General features: G+C 69.4%; 21 protein-coding genes and 1 riboswitch. Of the genes, 9 read left to right on the top strand and 12 right to left on the bottom strand.

What is annotated here, in order from left to right:
- Nucleotides 1-144 precede the first annotated feature (144 nt).
- The 8 genes from QM721_RS11405 to QM721_RS11370 are packed head-to-tail and all read left to right on the top strand — an operon-like array spanning nucleotide 145 to nucleotide 6,408.
- Nucleotides 145-489: a hypothetical protein gene (locus tag QM721_RS11405; protein WP_415122003.1), complete on the top strand. Its 345-nt coding sequence runs from the start codon at nucleotides 145-147 to the stop codon at nucleotides 487-489.
- Between the two features lie 14 nt (nucleotides 490-503).
- On the top strand, nucleotides 504-806 hold the full coding sequence (locus QM721_RS11400) for a hypothetical protein (RefSeq protein WP_415122001.1): 303 nt from the start codon (nucleotides 504-506) through the stop codon (nucleotides 804-806).
- Between the two features lie 3 nt (nucleotides 807-809).
- Entirely contained in the window at nucleotides 810-1,862 is a 1,053-nt protein-coding gene (locus QM721_RS11395) for a DUF6177 family protein (protein ID WP_415121999.1), read from the top strand.
- Nucleotide 1,863: 1 nt separating this feature from the next.
- Nucleotides 1,864-2,199 carry a hypothetical protein gene (locus tag QM721_RS11390; RefSeq protein ID WP_415121997.1) on the top strand — a complete coding sequence of 112 codons (336 nt, stop codon included), beginning with the start codon at nucleotides 1,864-1,866 and terminating at the stop codon, nucleotides 2,197-2,199.
- 11 nt (nucleotides 2,200-2,210) lie between these two features.
- Nucleotides 2,211-2,576 (top strand): DUF6507 family protein, encoded by a 366-nt coding sequence (locus QM721_RS11385; protein ID WP_415121995.1) that lies wholly within the window; start codon nucleotides 2,211-2,213, stop codon nucleotides 2,574-2,576.
- A gap of 7 nt (nucleotides 2,577-2,583) precedes the next feature.
- A complete protein-coding gene (locus QM721_RS11380; protein WP_415121993.1) occupies nucleotides 2,584-5,436 on the top strand; it encodes a hypothetical protein in 2,853 nt (950 codons plus the stop codon).
- 14 nt (nucleotides 5,437-5,450) lie between these two features.
- The gene (locus tag QM721_RS11375; protein WP_415121991.1) at nucleotides 5,451-5,921 is read left to right on the top strand and encodes a DUF6301 family protein; all 471 of its coding nucleotides are present in this window, start codon (nucleotides 5,451-5,453) and stop codon (nucleotides 5,919-5,921) included.
- A 4-nt stretch (nucleotides 5,922-5,925) separates the two neighbouring features.
- Entirely contained in the window at nucleotides 5,926-6,408 is a 483-nt protein-coding gene (locus tag QM721_RS11370) for a TY-Chap domain-containing protein (protein ID WP_415121989.1), read from the top strand.
- Between the two features lie 337 nt (nucleotides 6,409-6,745).
- On the opposite strand, the gene QM721_RS11365 is transcribed toward QM721_RS11370, so the two are convergent.
- The 12 genes from QM721_RS11365 to trmB all read right to left on the bottom strand — a co-directional run bounded on the left by QM721_RS11365 (nucleotide 6,746) and on the right by trmB (nucleotide 18,706).
- Entirely contained in the window at nucleotides 6,746-7,495 is a 750-nt protein-coding gene (locus QM721_RS11365) for a transglycosylase family protein (protein ID WP_415121987.1), read from the bottom strand.
- Between the two features lie 30 nt (nucleotides 7,496-7,525).
- Nucleotides 7,526-8,668, bottom strand: a complete 1,143-nt coding sequence (locus tag QM721_RS11360; protein ID WP_415121985.1) for a transglycosylase family protein — start codon at nucleotides 8,666-8,668, stop codon at nucleotides 7,526-7,528.
- A 300-nt stretch (nucleotides 8,669-8,968) separates the two neighbouring features.
- Nucleotides 8,969-9,580 (bottom strand): superoxide dismutase, encoded by a 612-nt coding sequence (locus QM721_RS11355; protein WP_415121983.1) that lies wholly within the window; start codon nucleotides 9,578-9,580, stop codon nucleotides 8,969-8,971.
- 109 nt (nucleotides 9,581-9,689) lie between these two features.
- A complete protein-coding gene (locus tag QM721_RS11350) occupies nucleotides 9,690-10,463 on the bottom strand; it encodes an ECF transporter S component (RefSeq protein WP_415121981.1) in 774 nt (257 codons plus the stop codon).
- On the bottom strand, nucleotides 10,460-12,055 hold the full coding sequence (locus QM721_RS11345) for an ABC transporter ATP-binding protein (protein ID WP_415121979.1): 1,596 nt from the start codon (nucleotides 12,053-12,055) through the stop codon (nucleotides 10,460-10,462). Before QM721_RS11345 ends, QM721_RS11350 begins: the two co-directional genes overlap by 4 nt.
- Nucleotides 12,052-13,245, bottom strand: a complete 1,194-nt coding sequence (locus QM721_RS11340) for an energy-coupling factor transporter transmembrane component T (RefSeq protein ID WP_415121977.1) — start codon at nucleotides 13,243-13,245, stop codon at nucleotides 12,052-12,054. The genes QM721_RS11345 and QM721_RS11340 overlap by 4 nt, the downstream gene beginning before the upstream one ends.
- Nucleotides 13,218-14,126 carry a hypothetical protein gene (locus QM721_RS11335; RefSeq protein WP_415121975.1) on the bottom strand — a complete coding sequence of 303 codons (909 nt, stop codon included), beginning with the start codon at nucleotides 14,124-14,126 and terminating at the stop codon, nucleotides 13,218-13,220. Before QM721_RS11335 ends, QM721_RS11340 begins: the two co-directional genes overlap by 28 nt.
- A complete protein-coding gene (locus QM721_RS11330) occupies nucleotides 14,123-15,712 on the bottom strand; it encodes a hypothetical protein (RefSeq protein WP_415121973.1) in 1,590 nt (529 codons plus the stop codon). Before QM721_RS11330 ends, QM721_RS11335 begins: the two co-directional genes overlap by 4 nt.
- Before the next feature lie 74 nt (nucleotides 15,713-15,786).
- A riboswitch (cobalamin riboswitch) is annotated at nucleotides 15,787-15,914 on the bottom strand.
- Nucleotides 15,915-16,101: 187 nt separating this feature from the next.
- Entirely contained in the window at nucleotides 16,102-16,488 is a 387-nt protein-coding gene (locus tag QM721_RS11325; protein ID WP_415121971.1) for a hypothetical protein, read from the bottom strand.
- 84 nt (nucleotides 16,489-16,572) lie between these two features.
- On the bottom strand, nucleotides 16,573-17,172 hold the full coding sequence (locus tag QM721_RS11320) for a class I SAM-dependent methyltransferase (protein WP_415121969.1): 600 nt from the start codon (nucleotides 17,170-17,172) through the stop codon (nucleotides 16,573-16,575).
- The gene (gene truA / locus QM721_RS11315) at nucleotides 17,169-17,981 is read right to left on the bottom strand and encodes a tRNA pseudouridine(38-40) synthase TruA (protein ID WP_415121967.1); all 813 of its coding nucleotides are present in this window, start codon (nucleotides 17,979-17,981) and stop codon (nucleotides 17,169-17,171) included. The genes QM721_RS11320 and truA overlap by 4 nt, the downstream gene beginning before the upstream one ends.
- Nucleotides 17,978-18,706, bottom strand: a complete 729-nt coding sequence (gene trmB, locus QM721_RS11310) for a tRNA (guanosine(46)-N7)-methyltransferase TrmB (protein WP_415121965.1) — start codon at nucleotides 18,704-18,706, stop codon at nucleotides 17,978-17,980. Before trmB ends, truA begins: the two co-directional genes overlap by 4 nt.
- Nucleotides 18,707-19,110: 404 nt before the next feature.
- On the opposite strand from trmB, the gene QM721_RS11305 reads away from it, so the two are divergent.
- A complete protein-coding gene (locus tag QM721_RS11305) occupies nucleotides 19,111-19,578 on the top strand; it encodes a YccF domain-containing protein (RefSeq protein ID WP_415121963.1) in 468 nt (155 codons plus the stop codon).
- Nucleotides 19,579-19,756: the final 178 nt, after the last annotated feature.

Here is a 19,756-nt window from a genome sequence, read left to right as displayed (position 1 = left end):
TCGGGTCGGGGGCTTTCACCCTAACCGCTGACCAGTTCGGCAAGCCATGGGTGGCGAGCCGGTGGGGAGTGCTCCCCATCGCGTGGTGACCCTTCGTCGCCCTACGGTTGCGGTCAAATCCCCGAACCAGGATGGGACAGCGACATGAAGTTCAGCGTGGGCACGCAGACGCTCGGCACCCTGCTCAACAAGACCACCACCCAGTCCGATGACCTGAAGACCTTGATCGAGAAGTTCATCGCCGCGGCCGAGCCGCTGCAGGGACGGATGAGCGGTGAGGCCAAGGTGGCCTTCGACAAATTCAAGGCGCGCAGCGACCAAGTGGCAGGCACCCTGCACAACGCGCTGGTCGGCATCTGCGGGTCGATCGACGGGCAGAACCAGTCGTTCATTCAGGGCGCCCAAGAGGGCGCTGACGCCCACACGCAAAGCGAGGGCTCCGTCGACTACTCAGGCGTCGAAGCGGTCGGCCGCTTCGGCCCCCGCTGAAAGGACCGATCACCATGCAAGGCAATCTCGACACCAATGCCTACGACGTCAGCGCCTCGCAGCAGGTGCAGGACGACTTCGACACCGCCGCCGGCAATCTTGAGGCCGCACTCAACGCGCATGACGGCGACGTGAAAGCCGCGATGGCCGAATACCAGGCCGACGGGGTCAGCGACCAGCACGAGGCGATGGAGAAGCAGTGGATCGCCGCCGGCGACGATGTGAAGCTGATCATCAAGACGCTGCGCGGCTCGCTGGCCAAGAACGACGACATCGCGATCGCCACCATCAACCGCGCCAAGTCGTTTCTGCCCTGACCCATGCAGATCGTTCACCCTCTGGCCGACGAATGGACCGACGAGTACGCGGTCTTCGTCGCGCAGACCTCCGTGGTGCTGCTCACCGAGCCGCTGCAGTCGTTTCTCGACTGGGCGCTCAGTGAGGGGCTGCGGCCGGTGCTGCTCACCGACGAGGCCGCGCGGCTCAGCCCGTTCGTGTCGCTGGCGATGAACCGGGCCGGCGGCTTCTGGGCCGTGCGGGGCGAGCGCGGCGGGTACGACGCTCTGACCGGGCTGCCGATCGGCGGCTTCGCCGACCTGTGGACCGGACGGCCCAGCGAGGGCGAGCGGGTGCCGCGGTTCAACGCCCCGGCCGCCGATCCGCAGGCGGTGCTCAGCTACGACATCTTCGGCCACCAGCGGGCAGTCGCCGACACCCGGGTGGGCGGCATGGCCGAGACGGTGCACGCCGCGTTGGGCGGTGCGGCGCTCGACCTGTGGGGGATGGTCGAGCCGCTGGTCGAACCGTTCGGCGTAGAGCCGGTCACCGAGACCGCGCGACGCACCATGCCCGAGTCGCCCACCATGCACGCCCGGGCCTGTGACGGCTCGTACTGCGACATCTCGGTCGGACGCACCCGGCGCGGCATTCTCGAACACATCGCGGGCGGCGTGACGATCGGCGGCTACCCGGCCCACCTGGCGCCGCTGGTCGAGGCCGCGACCCGTGCCCTGATGGCGGTCGAAGCCGCCCACCAGCCGACCATCGGGTTCGTCTCGGTGGCCGAGGTGGGGGCCGGGGTATTGCAGGGCGTGGGCGTGCGCCGGCCGGAGGTGCCGCTGGCGGTGCTGATCGGTCCGCGAGCGGTGCACGACCTGGCGCCGCAGGTGGAGCAGTTGCGGCAGCGTCACGACGTGCTCGAACTCGGTCGGCGCCGGCTGCCCAGCCTGCTGGTGCGGTTCAGCCGCACCGACCAGGGGTCGTGGGCGCAGTTGATCGCGTTCGCCGCCGACCTGGGTCTCGATCGGGTGCGCGCCGCGGCTGGCTTCGACGACGTGCAGGTGCACGACCGACGATCTGGAGTGGGGGGCTGAGATGCCGACCGAACTGGCCTTGTTGAGCGATGTGGAGCCGAGCACCGATGCGGTGCTCGCCATCGCCGCCGCCGCGCACCCCGACGGCGCGTACGTCGCGTTTCGGGGCGGCGAGATCAGGCAATTCGTGGACGCCACCGGAAAGCCGTTGCTGTGCCTGTTCGGCACCCGTCCGGTGTTGCGGTCACGCGAGGCCGCGCAGGCGCTGCAGGCCCCACCGTCCGCCTTCGCGCTGTGGACCGACCTGACCCTGCCCTACGGCGACGACGGCCGGGGCCGGGCGCTGGCCGAGGCGATCGCGGCCGGCATCGGCGGACGACTCGAGAACCGTCGCTGAGGAGGCACGACATGACCAGTTGGAACATCAACCCGACCGAGGTGCAGACGGTGCTGACCGAGGTGTCGGCCGACAACACCACCTTGGGCGAGGCGCTCACCGAAGAGAAATTCACCGCAATCGGCGACGGCCTCGTCTGGGGCGGTGCCCTGACCGCCGAGGTGAGCACCGCAGTGGGTCAGGTGATGACCGAGCAGGGCGAGAACCTCAAGGTGATTCAAAACCACATCAGCGCGGGCCTGGTGGGTGTGTCGAACGCGACCATCGCCTACAACCAGGGCCAGTACGACATGGCGGCCACGTTCCAGTCCGAGGCTCAGAAGGCCGCAGACACCGGCGACTTCCAGTACTTCATCGACCACGGCTACCAGGATTGAGTACGCGATGACCCAGATGGTTTGCACCGCGGAGGGCGGAGCGAGCGAGGGCGTGTCGGGCGACGGCCTGATCACCCCGGCCCTGTTGCCGGCAAAGGCGGCCGACCTCGACACCAGCGCGATCACCACGGCCGCCAGCGGCATTCGCACCATGGGTGCGAGCGTCGACACCCAGACCGACGCGATCAAGACCACCTGGACCTCGAGCCTGCCCGGCTGCTACTCGGCGCCCGAGCAAGCCACGGTGTACGCGTTGATGGACGAGCCCGCCACCGCATCGGAGACGTTGAAGACCACCTTCGACTCGATGGCCGGCTACCTCGACGCCTACGCCGAGGCGCTGGACGGCATCAAGCCGAAGCTTGCCGACTTCGAGCAGCGCGCCCAGGAATTTCACGACAGGGTGAAGGACGGCGTCTGGGTGGACGCCACCGAGGCGGCGGACGCCAGCGTCGGAACCTACATCGAGGCCGGCTGGAACTGGGCCACCGGGCAGGACCAGCAGCGCAAGAAGGTGCCCTGGTACGAGGACACCGAGACCTGGGAAGAGAACGAGGCCTTCGTCAAGGAGATCGCAGGCCTCTACGAAGACGTCTCGACTGCCGCGTCCATCTGCGCCACGGGCATCAACGGGCTCACCAGCCTGCCGGCCGATAAGCAGAAGGTCGAACCGATCCCCGCGGCGGCGTTCACCGACCCCGAGTCGCCGATGCCGTGGGGCTCGCCGCGCGAGGAAGACCGCAACTGCCCCGAGTCGGTCGGTCACGGCGCCTACCAGTTCGGCAAGAACACCGTCGAGGGCCTCGGCCAGTTGATCAGCTACAACCCCGAGACCGGCGATTGGGGTGACTGGGGGCACGCCGGCCAGACCTGGATGGGCCTGGGTAACGTCGTGGTGTCGCTGGCGGTCAGCGGCATCGGCAGCCTCGGAATGTCGCAGGGGCTGAAGGCAGTTATGGGAGACAACGCCGTGTCTGCCTGGCTCGACGAGCGCAATATGGTCGTGGCCACCATGGTCAGCAGCCTGGTCGGCATCGACCTGCAGGCCAAGGATCCCTTTCACAAGTGGAAAGAGGACGGCGTCGCCACCGCGACCGAGTCGATTCTCAACGTGGGCACGCTGTTCATTCCCGGTGCCGGTGAGGTGACCGCCGGGCTGAAGGTCGCCGGCATGGGGGCCCGGGTGGCTCGCATCTCTGCTGCCGTCGCCGACTTCGCCGTGCCGGGCGGGAGCTGGCTGGTGAAGGGCGGCCTGCACACGATTCCGGTGCTGCGCAGCGTGTTCAAGTTCGCCGACGACGTGCCGGTCAGCATGCTGGACGACGCCGCCCGGCTGGGCGCGAAGGCGCCGACGTTCAATCCGGCCTCGCTGCTCGACGAGATCACCGACAGCGTGCCGTCGAACGCCGGCAACCGCCGGGTGAGTAACGATGTGTTCGGCAACGGCGTGCAGGCGGACGTGTCGGGCACATCGGGTACGCACAGCACGTCGAACGCCGACCCGGCGTCCGCTCAGCCGGGCACGACGCATGCGGGCACCACGCAGCCCGGCACCACGCAGCCCGGCAGCGCGCATGCGGGCAGCGGCGAGCCGAACGGCTCGACCACCAAGCCGCAGGCCGAGCCTGCCTCGATCAAGCCCGATCACGAGCCGACCAAGCCGCAGTCCGAACCCGGGGTCACCAAGCCCGATCCGGAGGCTGCCCTCAGCAAGCCGGAGCCTCGGCAGCCGGTCAACCCGCACGACCAGAACCCGGAGCCCGCCGTAACGCCGGAGCATCCGGACACCGACAGCCACCCGGTGGGCGACCCCGACGGCACCGGGCCGGATGCTCCCGGTCACACGGTGGACCCCGACCAGCACCCGGTGGACGGCGACGGCGTCGCACACGACCCCTCTACCGATCACGGTGCGTCCGATTCGCCCGCCCGCGAGGTGGCCCCTGGCAGCGGGCCCACGCACGATCCGCACGGGCGCGGCGACTACACCTTCGACGCCGAGGGTCGCCGGCATCTGGAGGGCGACCCGGCGAACAGCTACCGCGACAGCAACGGCAGGCTGCACAACGCCGAGACCGGACGGTTCGCCGCCGATCCGAACCGGCCTGAGGGCGACCTGCCGGTCGAGAAGGCCGAGAAGGGGACGTCGGTCGACGAGCGGGTGAGTGACGCTGAGACGGCCGCCCACGACGCGCGGGTGGAACAGCGCGAGCAGGCGCTGGCGAACTCCCACGAGGCGAGCGGCAGGCTGCACCGGCTGATGGAACACCTGGGCATCGACCCGAAGGAGCTACAGGGATCCACCCGCGCTGTCGCTGAGAAGAAGATCGGCGACCTGATCGACGACGGGGTGCTCACCGCCAAACAGGGCAAATCCCTGCGCAACGCCCTGGTCAACGACCGCCTGTCGGCGAACATCCTGCGGTCGACCTCGGAGCGCCTCGGCGACAAGGCGGCTGCCGCGATCGCGAAGGTCCGCGGCGAGTTCACCCTGATCGACGCGGGCGGGGCAGGCGCCGGCCGTTTCGACCAGGCGACCATCCATGGCAATCCGCCCACGGTGAAGTTCTACGAGGCGAAGGGCGGGACCTCGCAGCTCGGCGAGCGGACGGTGGACGGGGTCCGGGCCCAGCAGGGCTCCACCACCTACGTGAACGACATCATGAAGACCGACCCGCGGCTGGGCGATTCGCTGCGGCAGTTCATGGAGGCCAATCCGGACTCGCCGATCACCAGCGCCCTGAAGGACGGCACGATCAGGATCGAATACGACCTGGTGCAGGCCCTGCCGGGCGGACAGATCAGGGTGACGCCGTTCGTCCTTGATCCTGCCGCACTCAAGCTGCCCAACCTCAAGTAGATAGGGTCATTTTCATGACGTGGAAAGCGATGAGCGCTCAGCGGGCCGCCGACATCGTCGACTTCTGGCTCGCCGCCGGCTGGCCGCAGACCCCGGCGCAGGTCCAGCTGTTGGGCGAGCGGATCGGCTGGACGCCCGACGACGACGAGATGATGGAGAACGGCGCGGACGCCCTCAGCGAGCCCGCGGTGGCGATCGTCTCGATGCCCACCGGTGAGACCGCGGCGCTGAACTTCTGGGTCACCGACATCGTGCGCGACCTGGGCGACGAGGGTGAGGAATTCCTCGACGATCAGTACGCGCTGGTCGTCCGCGAGGGCGTCCGGCGCTGGGGAGAGGCGGCGTTGAGCGACAGCGGCGGCCGCAGCGCGCAATGGGACCATGCCGATGGTGCCCGGACGGTGGTGGTGCGGGGCAAGCGGTCGGTGACGGTGGACTTCACCACGCCGCAGTACGCCCAGGTGTTGCGTGAGTTGGGGGAGTGAGCCGATGACCTGGGACGACTTCCGCGACAACCTGCGGGCGACGCTGCGCGAACTGTCCGACCGGTGCCTGCTGATCGTGGCGGCGCCCGGTAAGCAGGGGTACGTGCAATTCTCGGCGACCGAGGCAGAACTGACCGCCGAGGCCGCCGGACCCGTGTTCACCGCCGGCCCAGCAGCGCACGGGGCCGACGAGCCGGTGATGCTGGCGGCCGGCTGGACGGCGCCCACCCCATCGGGCCCGAACTGGTCGGCGGCGCTTGCGCTGCCGGCGCTCAGCGCCGAGTACGCGGCGCTGGCCGACCGGTGCGTGGTCGCGTTGCGCGACGTGTACCTGCTGCCCGGTCCCGAGGCACTGAGCTATCAGGCCTGGCGTGAGCCGGCGTTTCAGCCGGCGGGAGTCACCTGGTCGGCAGAGCGGATCGATGCCCTCGACCCGGGTGAGAACCCGCTGCCGCTGCCGTCCCTGGGGCTGCCGCCGGCGCCCTGAGCCCGTCCGCAGTCAAGGGCACGTCCACCCGCCGGTTGAGCTCGGGGAAACCCTCCAGGGAAGCGCTGCCTTTTCGCCGGTCGCGCTTGTCGAAACCTCGGTCATCACGCTGGGGCAAGGGGTTTCGACAAGCTTAACCAGTGAAAATCAGCACGTCCCCAATTGCCGACGGTTTCGACCAAGCGGGTGCAACAGGCGAGCTGGGCTCCCGATGGCGGGAGCCCAGCTCGACAGTGGGGGCCACTCTCCGGGGGGAGGGGAAAGCGGCCCGGTGGACGGCCCACCGATGGACGGTGGACGCGCCCCAGGCCCTCGGGGGGAAGAGGGTCAGCCTGGGTCAGAGCACGTGCCGGCAACCCCACGGCTTGAAGCCGCGCTTGGCGTAGAGCCGGTTGGCTACGGTGATCTGTTCGGCCTTGCTGGCCTTGTGCGGGTAGGTCGCGAACTGCCGGCCCTTGACCGAACGCCAGGTGGCGAGGCTGAACTGCAGGCCGCCGTAGTAGCCGTTGCCGGTGTTGATCGCCCAACGACCGCCCGACTCGCATTTGGCGATCTTGTTCCACTTCTTCAGCCGGGCCAGGTTCAGCTTTCCGGAGCCTACCTTGACGACCTTGTCGACCACCTTCTTGGTGATCGTCTCGGCCACCACGGCGGTGGTCGAAACGCCGTTGACGGTGGTGGTCAGGAAGGTGCGGGCAGCTTTGCCGTTGCGGCCCTTCTTGACGACCTTCTTGGTGCCCTTGGGCAGCTTCTTGGTGTTCACCTTGACCGTGGAGTACTTCAGCGTGACGTTCTTCACCGTCGTGCTGGTGCTCACCACGTCGACCACCACGGTCATGCCGTCGGTCAGGGTCGTGTCGAGCGCGGGCGACACCACGTCGTCGTCGTCCACGGCCAACTCGAGGTGGGTCAGGGCGTCCGCGACCGTTGCCGCACCGGCCACCGTGACCTGGCGCGTGACACCCGCGTAGCTCACGTCGAGAGCAAGCGTCGTGGTGCCGGTCTCGGCGTGAGCGGGCAGGACCAGCCCGCCCAGTAGCAGGGTGGCGCAGCCGGCGGTAGCCGTCAGTCTGGTGATGAACCGCATCGTGATCTCCCGTTGATCGTTGAAAGGCGTTCAGGCGGCGTGCCGGCAACCCCACGGAGCGAGTCCGGCCTTGGCGTAGTAGCGGTTGGCCACTGTGATCTGCTCGGCGCGGCTGGCCAGGTCGGCGCGTGCGGCGAAGTCGGTGCCGCCGTTGGCCCGCCACGAGGCGTTGGCGAACTGCAGGCCACCGTAGTAGCCGTTGCCGGAGTTGATGTGCCAGTTGCCGCCCGACTCACATTTGGCGATCCGATCCCACATGGCGGCGCGGGCCAGGCTGATGCCGCCGCCGCTGGCCGAGCCGGCCTTGGTGCCCACGGTCACGCGGGCGCTCACCGGCGCGACGATGACCACCCGCTTGAGCGCCTTCTTGGACGCCTCGCCGCCGTTGATCGAGACGTATTCGTAGGTGACCTTCGCGGTGCCGTTCTTGCCGGTCGTGGTGACCTTGGTCTGCCCGGTGAAGAGCTTTTTCGACTTGGTCTTGATCACGTCGTAGCGAACACTTTCGGTGACCGTCTTGGTGGTCGTCTCGACGCGGGTCAGGGTGACCTCGAGGTCGTCGTCCAGCGCGGTGCGCAGGGCCGGCTTGATCCGGTCGCCGACGTTCATTCCCACGCCCTGCTCGCCGAGCAGCTCGGCGACGGTGTCGGCGGTGGTGGTGATCTTCTCGGATTTGCCGTCGGCCACCGTGAGGGTGATCGTCTTGGGGGTGCGGACGTCGACGGTGAGCCCCTCGCGGCCGATGCCGACCGAGCGCGACACCGAGAAGTCGGCCCCACCCAGGCCGTGCAGCGCGGCGGTCTGCAGGGCGCTGTCCAGGGTGGTGGCGGTGGTGTAGAACTCGGTGGGGGCACCGTCCACCAGCAGGGTGACCTTGCGGGCGTACTGCACCTGCACCGTCGAGCCGTCGGCCACCGGGCTGTCGATCGAAGGAATCACCACGTCGCGCGGGCCGACCGCGATGCCCTGGCCCTGCAGCAGGTCGCCGACGGTGCCGGCGAAGCTGGTGGCCGAGGTGGTCTGGCCGTCAATGTTGATGGCGACGGTCTTGTCGAGCGCGGCGGCCGAGAGGGCACCACCGGTGAGCACGACAGCTCCGGTCAGCGCGGTCAGCTTCCAGGACCAGATCACGATGGAGGACTCCAGTAGTTGAGGGCACGGCGGGCAATTCATGAGAACAACCTGAGAATGAGTGTGACTGAAGCTCAGGATAGACGCAAATTTCTCAGGGAATACCCAGCGTGCAACGTGCTGCCTCCGTAGTCAGCGCGATATACCCGGACGTCTTTCGCGCTGCGTCCTCGATCACGGTGAGACGGGAAGGCTGCCCCCGACGCTCTTCCCGGGGGCCTTGTGCCCGTGCCGACCCGGCGTGAACCAAAAGGAACCGTCCCCTGAACCAAGAAGAACCGTCCCCTGTGGTTCAGGGGACGGTTCTTTTTGGTTCAGCGGCTGCTCAGGGCGGCGCGTCGGTCAGTACTGCACGCCCGCCTGCCGGGCGGTGCCGAAGCGTTCGGTGACGTCGGCCCAGTTGACCACGTTCCACCACGCCTTGACGTAGTCGCCCTTCACGTTGAGGTACTGCAGGTAGAAGGCGTGCTCCCACATGTCGAGTTGCAGCACCGGCAACTGGCCCACCGGCAGGTTGCCCTGCTGGTCGAAGAGCTGGTTGATGTTGAGCCGCTTGCCCAAGGTGTCCCAGACCAGCACCGACCAGCCGGAGCCCTGCAGGCCGTTGGCCACCTCGGTGAACTGCTTTTGGAAACCCTCGAACGAGCCGAAGAACTCGTCGATCGCCGCGGCGATCTCGCCGTCGGGTCGTCCGCCGCCCTCGGGCGACATGTTCTTCCAGAACACCGAGTGGTTGACGTGCCCGCCCAGGTGAAACGCGAGGTCCTTCTCGAGCTTGTTGATCGCCGCGAAGTCGCCGCTCTCGCGGGCCGCCGCCAGCTTCTCCAAGGCGGTGTTGGCGCCGGCCACGTAGGCGGCGTGGTGCTTGCTGTGGTGCAGCTCCATGATCTTGGCCGAGATGTGCGGCTCGAGTGCGCCGTAGTCGTAGGGGAGGTCCGGCAGCGTGTAGGTCATCGAGTCTCCTTCGTTGGTGGCGGGTCGGGTGATCGGCCGTTACTGGGCCAACCCGCGTTCACAACACTCTATTCCGAACCCCGCCGCGCGAAACCCCCTGGCCGGGCGGTCAGGACGGCTCGGCACCGGGCTCGAACGCGGCCGGCCGGGCCGAGCGGCGCAGCAGCCGCAGCAGGGCCGGCCCGACCAGCGCGATCAGCACCGCATTGGTGAGCGCCCGGCCCAGGTTCCAGCCCATCGAGGTGGCGATGTTGTACAGCGCGAACCGGTGCAGATTCTGCAGCGGCCCGAGCGCCGGGTCGAACGAGATGCCGGTGTCGTTGCCCACCCCGAACGGCCAGAAGGCGAAGTCCATCACCCAGCCGTAGGCGAAGGCCGACACCATGCCGTAGCCGGCCAGCAGCCAGACTTCCGCGCGCCCCCGGGCCGGTGGCAGCAGCCCGGCGAACAGCCCGACGAACCCGGCGGCCAGCATCTGGTAGGGCAGCCAGGGGCCCACCCCCGAGGTGATCAGGGCCGAGGTGAACAGGGTGATCGCCCCCAGTGCGAAGCCGAAGCCGGCACCGAAGACCCGCCCGGCCACGATCAGCACGAAGAACAGCAGCTCGATGCCCGCCGTGCCCGCGCTGAGCGGACGCAGCAGGCTGCCGACCGCGGCCAGCACCCCCAACATGGCCAGGGTGCGGGCGTCCATGCGTCCGCCGGCCAGCTCCGACAGCAGCACCGCCAGCACCAACGGCAGCACCAGGGCGAACACCAGCGGGGCCAGTTCGGGCGGCAGCCCCGATTGCGGACGCAGCACCAGCGGCCACCCGAATGCGAGAGCCCCGATGGCCAGCGCCACCGCCACCGCCCACGACGCCCGGGTGCGCTCGCCGGTCATGCCAGCCCCGCCGCCACGTCGTCGGCGGTGAGCACCGGCACCGGCGCGAACACCTTGGCCAGTTGTGGGGCGTAGGCCGGCGACGAGGTGAGCACCTCGGCGGTGGGTCCGTCGGCGATCACCTCGCCGTCGGCCATCAGCAGGGTGCGGGTGCTGGTGGCGGCGGCGAACTCGACGTCATGGGTGCTGATCAGCACCGCGACACCCTCGCCCGCCAGCCGTCGGACGATGCCGCGCAGCTCGGCCTTCGCCCGATAGTCGAGGCCGCGGGTCGGTTCGTCGAGCAGTAACACCGGCGGACGGGCGGCGAGCTGAACGGCCAGCACCAGGGCCAGCCGTTGCCCCTCGGAGAGGTCGCGTGGATCGCGCTCGGGGGGCAGCTCGACCCCCAGGTCACGCAGCAGGCCGGCGGTGGTGCCCGGTTCGGCATCGCTCTCGGCGTCGGCCTGGCCGCATTCGGCGGCCACGCTGGGCAGGTAGAGCAGGTCGGCGGCCGTCTGCGGCACCAGCGTGACCTGCCGGCGGGCCTGCGCGGCAGCGAGCCGGCGCGGGTCATGGCCCTGCACGTCGAGCTCGCCCGAGCAGGTGAGTGCGCCCTGGAGCGCCCACAGCAATGACGACTTGCCGGCGCCGTTGCGGCCCAGCAGGGCGGTCACGGTGCCGGCGGCCAAGTCGAGGTCGACGGCGTTCACCGCGATCAAGGCGCCATAGCGCACGGCCAGCCGCCGGGCCGAGAGAACCACCGCCCCGGTCGACACCGGCCGGGGTTCGGGCGGGGCGGGTGCCAGTCCCTCAGCGAGCGCCCGGCGGCGGGCCTCGCGGACGCTGAGCGGCACCGGGGACCAGCCCGCCAGCCGGGCCAGTTCGGCCAGCGGCGGCGTGATCGTGGCCTGCGCCAGCATCGCGCCCGGGGGGCCGTGCAGCACCCGTCCGTCGCCGGGCAGCCAGAGCATCGAGTCGGCGGCCTGCATCACTCGTTCGAGCCGGTGCTCGGCCAGCACCACGGTCAGCCCCACCTCGTGCACCAGGGTGCCGATGGCGGCCAGCACATCTTGGGCGGCGGTGGGGTCGAGTGCCGAGGTGGGCTCGTCGAGCACCAGAATGCGCGGCTGGGCAGCCAGCACCGCGGCGATCGCGACCCGCTGCTGCTGGCCCCCGGACAGCTCGGCGAGCGGACGCCGGCGCAACTCGGCGATGCCCATCAGGTCGAGGGTCTCTTCGACCCGCTTCCGCATCGCTGGGGGTGTGATGCCCAGTTGCTCCATGCCGTAGGCGATCTCGTCCTCGACGGTGTCGGTGACGAAGCCGCGCAGCGGGTCTTGGCCGACGTAGCCCACCACGTCGGCCAGGTCGCGGGGGCGGTGCTGGGCGGTATCGCGGCCGGCGACCAGCACCCGGCCGCGCAGGGTGCCGCCGGTGAAGTGCGGCACCAGCGAGTTGATCGCGCCGAGCAGCGTCGACTTGCCCGAACCGGTCGAGCCGATCACCAGGCACAGGTCGCCCTCGGGCAGCTCGAACGTCACCTCGTTCAGCACCGGACGCTCGGCGCCCGGGTAGGTCACGCTCACCTGGTGAAAGCCGATCACCGTCACGTCGGCTCCGGGTGGGCGCTCGGGGTGGGCTGCGCGCGCAGCAGCCGCACCCGGGTGTCGTTGCGGGTGGAGGCGACCGTGGCGCTCCGGCGCGCTGCGGTGAGCGGCAGCGGTGCCAGCGCGAACGCCACCGCGAGCAGCATCGGCGCGGTCACCGCCGGCCACTGCAGTGGGTCGGTGGACGGGAACAGCGCCTGCGGGTCGAGCAACTCGGCCAGCCCAGGGCTGAGTGCATCGGGGTCGAGCCAGCCCAGCCCCAGCACCAGGGCCGCGGTCAGCGGGCCGGTGGCCGCGACCACGGTGTCGGCGGGCCGCCAGGGCTGCGGACGATACCTGGTCACCCGCAGCCGCGCACCCGCGGCCCGCAGCCCGATCGCCACGCCCACGGCGCCGCCGGCCAGCAGCCCGCAGGCCAGCTGCCAGTGGTCGGTGCTGAGCAGTAGGAAGACGCCCAGGGTGGCTGTCGACGACGCGACCAGCATCACCGGCAGGGTGCCATGGGTGGGCAGGCCGCGGGTGCGGGCGAAACCGCGCGACTCCATGCTTGCGGCCAGGGCCAGGGAACGGTCAATGGCGTCGGCCAGCACCGGCAGGGCAATACGGCCGACCGCGCGCAGGCCCGTGGCCCGATCACCGCGCAGCCGCCGGGCCTTGCGCACCCGGGCGAGGCTCTCGATCAACTGCGGAGCCACGCTGAGCGCGATCACCACGGCCACCGACGCCTCGTACAGCGCGGCCGGCACCGAGCGCAGCGCCTGTCGGGGGTTGGCCAGCGCGTTGGCTGCGCCGACACAGAGCAGCAGCACCGCCAGCCGGAGCGCCTCGTACAGGGTGCCGACCAGGGCTTCGGCCGTCACCGGGCCGCCCAGTTGAATGCCGGCCGCCCAGTCGGGCAGCGGCACCGACGGCAGGGTGAACAGCACGATCTCGCCCGAACCGCCGCCGAACACGATGCGAAAGAACACCCGCATGCCGATCACGAACAGTGCCAGCAGCAGGTAGGCCCGCACCGACCTGGCCCAGGGCGCTTCGCTGCGGCGCAGCATCACCACCACGATCACCGCGGTGGCGATCAGCGCCAGGAGCAGCGGGTTGGTGGTGCCGCTGACGGCGATGCCCACGCCGATCGCCCAGCACCACCACGCCCAGGGGTGAACGCCGGTCAGGGCCGGCGTCCCTTCAGCATCCACCAGCCGCCCAGGCCGCCGGCCGCCGCTACCACCACCGCGCCGACCACGATGGCGCCCACCGGGCTGCCGTTCGAACCGTCCGGGTCGGGGGTCGAGGCCTGTTCCTGCGCGGCGGCACTCTCGGACGTCTCGACCGGGGCCGAGCCGTCCGTGGGCGAGTCGGTGGCGCTGGGTGCCGCGCTGGTCGAAGTGCCGGACGCGCTGGCGCTCGTCTTGGTGGACGTGGTTGAGGTCGTGGCCCTGGATGTGGTCGTGGTGGTGGCCGACCGGGTGGCGCTGGCCGTCGTGGTCGCCTTGTTCGTGGTCTTGGTGGCTGTCGGCTTGGCTGTGGTCTTGGTGGGTGTCGGGGTCGCTACCTCGGCGCTGGGCGGGGCGGCCTGCGGCGGCGTCTTCGGATCGCTCAGCGACACATAGCGCCACCCCTCGGCGTTGCCCTTCTTGGGCTGGTAGCTGCCGGCTCCGAGGTTGGAGTAGCTCCAGTCGGAGTAGCTGCCGTCGTCGGCCCGAGTGGCGTGCCAGTACGACCAGTACGCCTTGTTGATGTCGGGCTTGCTCGGCTTGCCCGAGATCTTGGTGACGAAGCCCTCGTCGACGGTGGGGGAGAAGCCGGCGCTCTTCAGCGCGGTCAGCCCGGTGCCGTAGCTGCTGGCGCATCTGGTGCTGATGCCGCCCAGCGAGCCGAAGTCGACCACCACCCAGACCCCGCTGCAACTCGCCGCCTGAGGCAGCGCGGCCGGCTTCAGTGCGGCTTCTTGGGGTGCGGCCGGCTGGTTGGCGAAGGCCGGTTGGGGTGTGTTCGCTCGGGCCACGCCGATCGAGGCGGGCGCGCTGGCGCTGACGGCAACAGCCGTCAGCGCCAGCGCGACCAGGTGCTTTCTCACTTGGTGACCTTCGCGGTGGCCGCCGAGGTGCGCGACACGGTCTGCAGGCCGCTGCCGCTGGCGGTCACCGTCACGGTGATCTTCTTGCCGACGTCCGAACTGGTCAGCTTGTAGGTCGTCTTGGTGGCCTTCGCGATGGCCTTGCCCGAGCGGTACCACCGGTAGGCGAGCGTGTCGGGGCTCGGCGTCCAGCTACCGGCGGTGGCGGTCAGCGTCTGACCCTTCTTGGCGGTGCCGGCGATGGTGGGCACGGGGGCGTCGGTGTAGCCGGTGGGCGGCAGTTCCAGGTCGGGCTGCTCGCCGTTCAGCCAGGGGCCGTAGATGAATCCCTCGGCAGCGCCCGCTTGGGGCGCCGACTCTGCTGCTCCCACGCCGTACTCGACCCATTCGCCCCAGGTTCCGTCGGCCTTTGGGTTGGCGTACCAGTAGCCCCAGTACGTTGCGCTGGTGCTCGTGCAGGTGCTCGGGAAGCTCTGGATCCGGCACAGGAAGGGCCCCCACTGGGTGGTGGTGGTCTTGACCGTGAACCCAGCGCTCTTCAGCGCGGCCAGCCCGGTGCTGAATTTGGTGGCGCAACGCACCGTGTCTTGGCCGTTGCCACGGTCGACCACGACCCACACGCCGGTGCAGGCGGTGGTGGCCTTGGGCAGGGTCGGCGGGTTGGCCGGGCACGTGCTCAGGTTCAGCGACACGTCGAGCAGCGAGGTTCCGGTGATCAGCCACAACGCGTTGGCGGTGGCCATCACGTTCGAGCCGGTGCCCTCGTCCAGGCTGTTGGGAAAGCCACCGTCGGAGTGCTGCACTTCGCCCAGCCAGGTCGTCGCCTCAGTGGCGGCGGCGTCCTCGCCGGCGGCCGACAGGGCCGAGCCGACCAGACCGGTGGAGTCGACGGGGGAGTAGCTTGACCAGTAGCCGTCGGTGGTCTGAGCGCCCTTGGCCCAATCGACCGCTGCGTCCAGTTGTGGCTTGAGCTCACCGAGCGCCTGCAATGCCAGCAACCCCATCGCGGTGGTGTCGGGGTCGGCGTTGAATCCGTTGTACTCGTAGCCGAAGGCGCCGCTGTCGTCCTGCTGGCCGAGCAGGTTGGTCAGCAGCGTCACCGGAATGGTGGCGCTGGCCCGCTTCAGCGCGATGATGCCGAGGCTTTGGTTGAAGGCGGACGCCGACGAACCGACCTGGCCGTCATCCGGGAGTCCCTTGGTGACCAGCGAGATCAGGTTGTAGCCGGCGAATTTCTTCGGATTGAGGCCGAGAGCCTTGACCGTGATCGCCAGATTGGCCGCCCGGGCCTGGTTGAGCTTCTTGCTCGGGTACAGATACGCTTTGGCGTTCTTCTCGATCTGCTTCACCAGGGTGCGCGCCGCCGGGGCGTAGGTGCAGTCGCCGGTCGTGGCCAGCCCCAGTGCGGCGGTCATCGACGCGCCGGCTCCATCAGAGGTGCTGGGCAGGTTCTTGACCATGTAGTTGGCGGCCTTGGTGGCGCTGGGCTCGGCGGCCTGGGCGCTGGGCGCCGTGGCCACGAGGGTCGAGACGGCAAGGGCGGCCGTAGTCCCGACGGCCAGCAGTCGCTGCAGGGTTGGGTGCATCTGAGTCCTTTCGCGTGTGTTCACGAAGGGAGTCGGACCAAGACGCACGCCCCTCCCCGCGCGCCACGACGGGTGTGTGAGAGCCAGAACCGGGCAGGCATTCCGACTTCGCCTCTGGCGTCACGGCTGCGGGTCAGCCCCGGACTCACACCGGGTTCCCCTGCACGGATCAGGTGGCGACACCCTAGCCGACCGGCCGGCGCCCCGCCGTGCGTCCGTCACGAAGCTGGCGGATCGACGCGCCGCGCTGCTGGTTGAGCTGCGTCGAACCCCCTTGCCAAGGTAGTGTGTCTGGGGTCTCGACAGGCTCGACCAGCGGAAATCGGTGCATCTGGTGCCGACGAAAACGCCAGAGCCACTCGTGGGCGGCCCTCCGTTGCCGGGTGCGCTCAGCTGTGCGCCTCGCCGATCGAGTCTTCGGCGGCCCTGGTGGCTTCGGCTGTGGCGTCTTGAACCGCGTCGACGGCTTCCGCTGCCGCGTCCTTGACTGCTTCGCTGGTCTTGCCTGCCACGTCGGACGCAGCATCCGCGCCGCGGTCGAGCTTGTGCTTGATGCCCTCGATGGCGTGCTGTCCGGCCTCGACCGCTTCCGAGGTGAATTCCTTGATGTTTCCGCCTGCGTCCGCGGCGAAGTCTTTGACGTGGTCGAATGCGTCCTCGGCGAAGTCCTTGACGTGGTCGAATGCGTCCTCGGCGAACTCCTTGACCTGCCCCCCGACGCCCTTGGCCTTGGCGATCAGGTCATCGACAAGCTTTCCTCCATCGGTGTCAGCCACGCCCATCTCCTTCGTCCCGTGCTGGTCAGCTCATCTGCCCGCGCGCCCAACAGTAGGCATCTCGGCGGTTGCCCGGTAGGGGGTTCAGTTCTCGCTCGACCGCACGGCGAAGACCCGAAAGCCCTTGGCGCTGGCCGTCCGGTCGCAGCGCCACCCCTGCTCGACCAGCCAGCGCTGCAGCGAGTCGGCACCCAGGTTGCGGCCGATCACCAACCGGGCCGTTCCGCCCGGCCTGAGTCGGGGCAGCCAGGTGAGCAACAGGTCGTGCAGCGCGGCCTTACCGATCCGGATCGGTGGATTTGACCAGATTTCGTCGTATTGGACGTCCGGCTCTACGGCGTCCGGGGTCAACGGACGCACCCTGTCGGCCACCCGGTGCGCGTGTGCGTTGCTGTCGGCCAGGGCCAGTGCCCGCGGGTTGACGTCGACGGCGTCGACGATCGCGCCGGGCACTGCGCTGGCCAGCGCCACCGCCAGCACCCCCCACCCGCAGCCCAGGTCGAGCAGGCGGGTGGCCTCGGCCGGCGGTGCGCTCTCGCGCAGCAGGACCGCCGTGCCCAGATCGAGCCCGTCGGAGCTGAACACCTCGTTGGCGGTGGTGAAGCGCCACGTGGTGTCCCAGAACCGCACCTCGATCTCACGCCGCTTCTCAGGCCCGGTGGGTTCGGTGAAGTAATGGCTCACGGGGCCTCCAGGGTGCGTACGGCGCGGGCTTCGGTGGCGCGGGCTGCCAGTTCGCGATCGGGTGGGTAGCCGACCTCTTCGAGCGTCAGACCGCCCGGCGGCATCACCGTGATCTCGCCGGCGCGTTCGGTTGCGCCGAGCAGGCCGACCAGCCAGTCCGGGTCGCGCCGTGACGTGGCCACGGCGACCAGGGCGCCGACCAGCGAGCGCACCATCGAGTGGCAGAACGCGTCGGCGCGCACGGTGATCTCGGCCACGTCGCCCCAGGTGCGCCGGGCAGACAGATGCTGCAGGTTGCGGATTGTGGTGGCGCCCTCGCGCGCCTTGCAGAAGGCCGCGAAGTCGTGCAGGCCGGTCAGCCGCGAGGCCATCGCGTTGATCCGCGCCAGGTCGAGCTCGGAGCGCATCGCGTGGGTGTGAATGCGTAGCAGCGGGTCAGGGGTCGAGTCGGCGATGCGATAGACGTAGCGGCGCCAGATCGCCGAGAACCGGGCGTCGAAACCGGGCGGCGCCACGCTCACCCGGCGCACCACCAGGTCGGACGGCAGCACGTTGCGCAGCTTGTAGGCCAGGTCGGCGACCAGCCGGTCAGCGTTCTCCACCGGCGGTAGGTCGAGGTGCGCAACCTGGCCGCGGGCGTGCACGCCGGCGTCGGTGCGTCCGGCGCAGGTCAGCGTGACCGGCTCGGACAGCCGCAGCAACCGGGGAATCCAGGCCTCCAATTCTTCCTGAACCGTGCGCAAGCCACGCTGTGCTGCCCAGCCGTGGAAGTCGCTGCCGTCGTAGGCGATGTCGAGCCGAAGCCTCACGGCCGACCCCCTTCTCTGCGTCGGTAGCACAGGTCGTAGATGGTGCGTCCGGCGGCGCGGCCCTTGGCCTCAAACCCGGTCACCGGACGATCCTGCCACCGGGGCGCCCAGCCGTCGTGGCAGTTGACCAATCGCGGATGGGCCTCCAGTGCCGCATGCATGGCGTCGGCGTACTCGGCCCAGTCGGTGGCCAGGCGCCAGTGGCCCCGCGGGGCGAGCTTGTCGGCGACCAGGTCGGCGAAGCCGGTCGAGACGAGCCGGCGTTTGTGGTGCCGCTTCTTGGGCCAGGGGTCGGGAAAGAAGGTCCACAGCTCGGTGAGGCTGTCGTCATCGATCAGGGCGCCCAGGGCGTCCACACCGTTGGCGACCACCATGCGCACATTGCCGACCCCGGCCCGGGCGCACTTCGACAGGGTGCTGGCCACGGCGGGTTCGAACACCTCGAAGCCGATGAAGTCGCGCTCGGGGTGGGCGGCAGCCACCGCCGCGATCACGTCACCGGTGCCGCCGCCCAGTTCGACCACGAGCGGAGCCCGGCGCCCGAACACCTCGGCCCAGTCGACCTCGGCCTCAGCGGCCACCGAGGTGGAACTCTCGCGGGCCGGAACCCGCACCACCCAGTGCTGCAGGTCGGTCCAGGCCTTGAGCTGGCTGGGGTTCATCCGTGAACTGCGCCGTACGAACGAGACCACCTCGCGCTGCACACGTGGCAGGGGTTGGTGCATGCCGCCAGGCTAGTGCCCTGAGCCTCGATCCACCGATCTGCGGCCACTGCACGACCCCAGCCGGGCGCACTGGCTGCGGTGGCCGTACGCCCCGCGGTAGGCCTGGGCACACCCGGCTTGCCATTGCACCCGTCTGTGGTCGCTCGCCACGTCGCCCATCGGTGGATCGAGGCCAAGGAAGTGCTGATCAATGCAAACACCGCTGGCTGAGTTGAAAGCCCTTGCCGGCGACGGGCCGCGGCTCCGCGCCCGGATCGGGAATGATGGATTCGGCGAATCCCCGCGTCAAAGCCGCAGGTCCGGGGTCTCGACAAGCTGGCTAAGGATCAGCGATAGGTCCGCGGCTGCATCCGGCCCTGGGAATTCCCTGAAGCTGGTCGGGCGGCGCCGTGACAGTGCCTCCGGTGAGCAACAATTGTGCCGCGGCGCACGTCGCGTTGCACGAAAGGCTTCTGACCCACATGCGCACCCTGTTGAACATCATCTGGCTCATCTTCGGCGGGTTCTGGCTCGCCCTGGGCTACGTCTTCTTCGGCTTGCTGGCCTGCATTCTGATCATCACGATTCCGTTCGGCATCGCTTCGTTCCGGATGGCCGCCTACGCGTTGTGGCCCTTCGGCAAGACCATCGTCAGCAAGCCGACCGCGGGTGTCGGCTCGGCCCTGGGCAACGTCGTCTGGTTTCTGGTCGCCGGTCTGTGGCTGGCCATCGGGCACCTGACCACGGCGGTCGCCCAGGCCATCACCATCGTCGGCATTCCGTTGGCCATCGCGAACATCAAGATGATCCCGGTCACCTGCGTGCCGCTGGGCAAAGAGATCGTCGACAGCCGCCGCGTTCCCGCCGGCACGCAGCCCGTCTACACGTTCTGACCGATACCTCGCGAACGGCCCGGACCAGGCACGGCCCGGGCCGTTCGCGCCCTCACGATGCTCGGCGGATGGTGTGAAATCTTCGCGTGCTTCGCACGGGTCGTGCCTGGGCGAGTCGGCTCGACTGGAAATTGAGCGAACTTTTCAGAACCCGCACTCACAAACCAGGGGTCGAAAA

Source organism: Micropruina sp., from assembly GCF_047602085.1.
Taxonomy (GTDB): Bacteria; Actinomycetota; Actinomycetes; order Propionibacteriales; family Propionibacteriaceae; genus Micropruina.
This window is presented reverse-complemented; position numbering and strand designations above follow the sequence as displayed.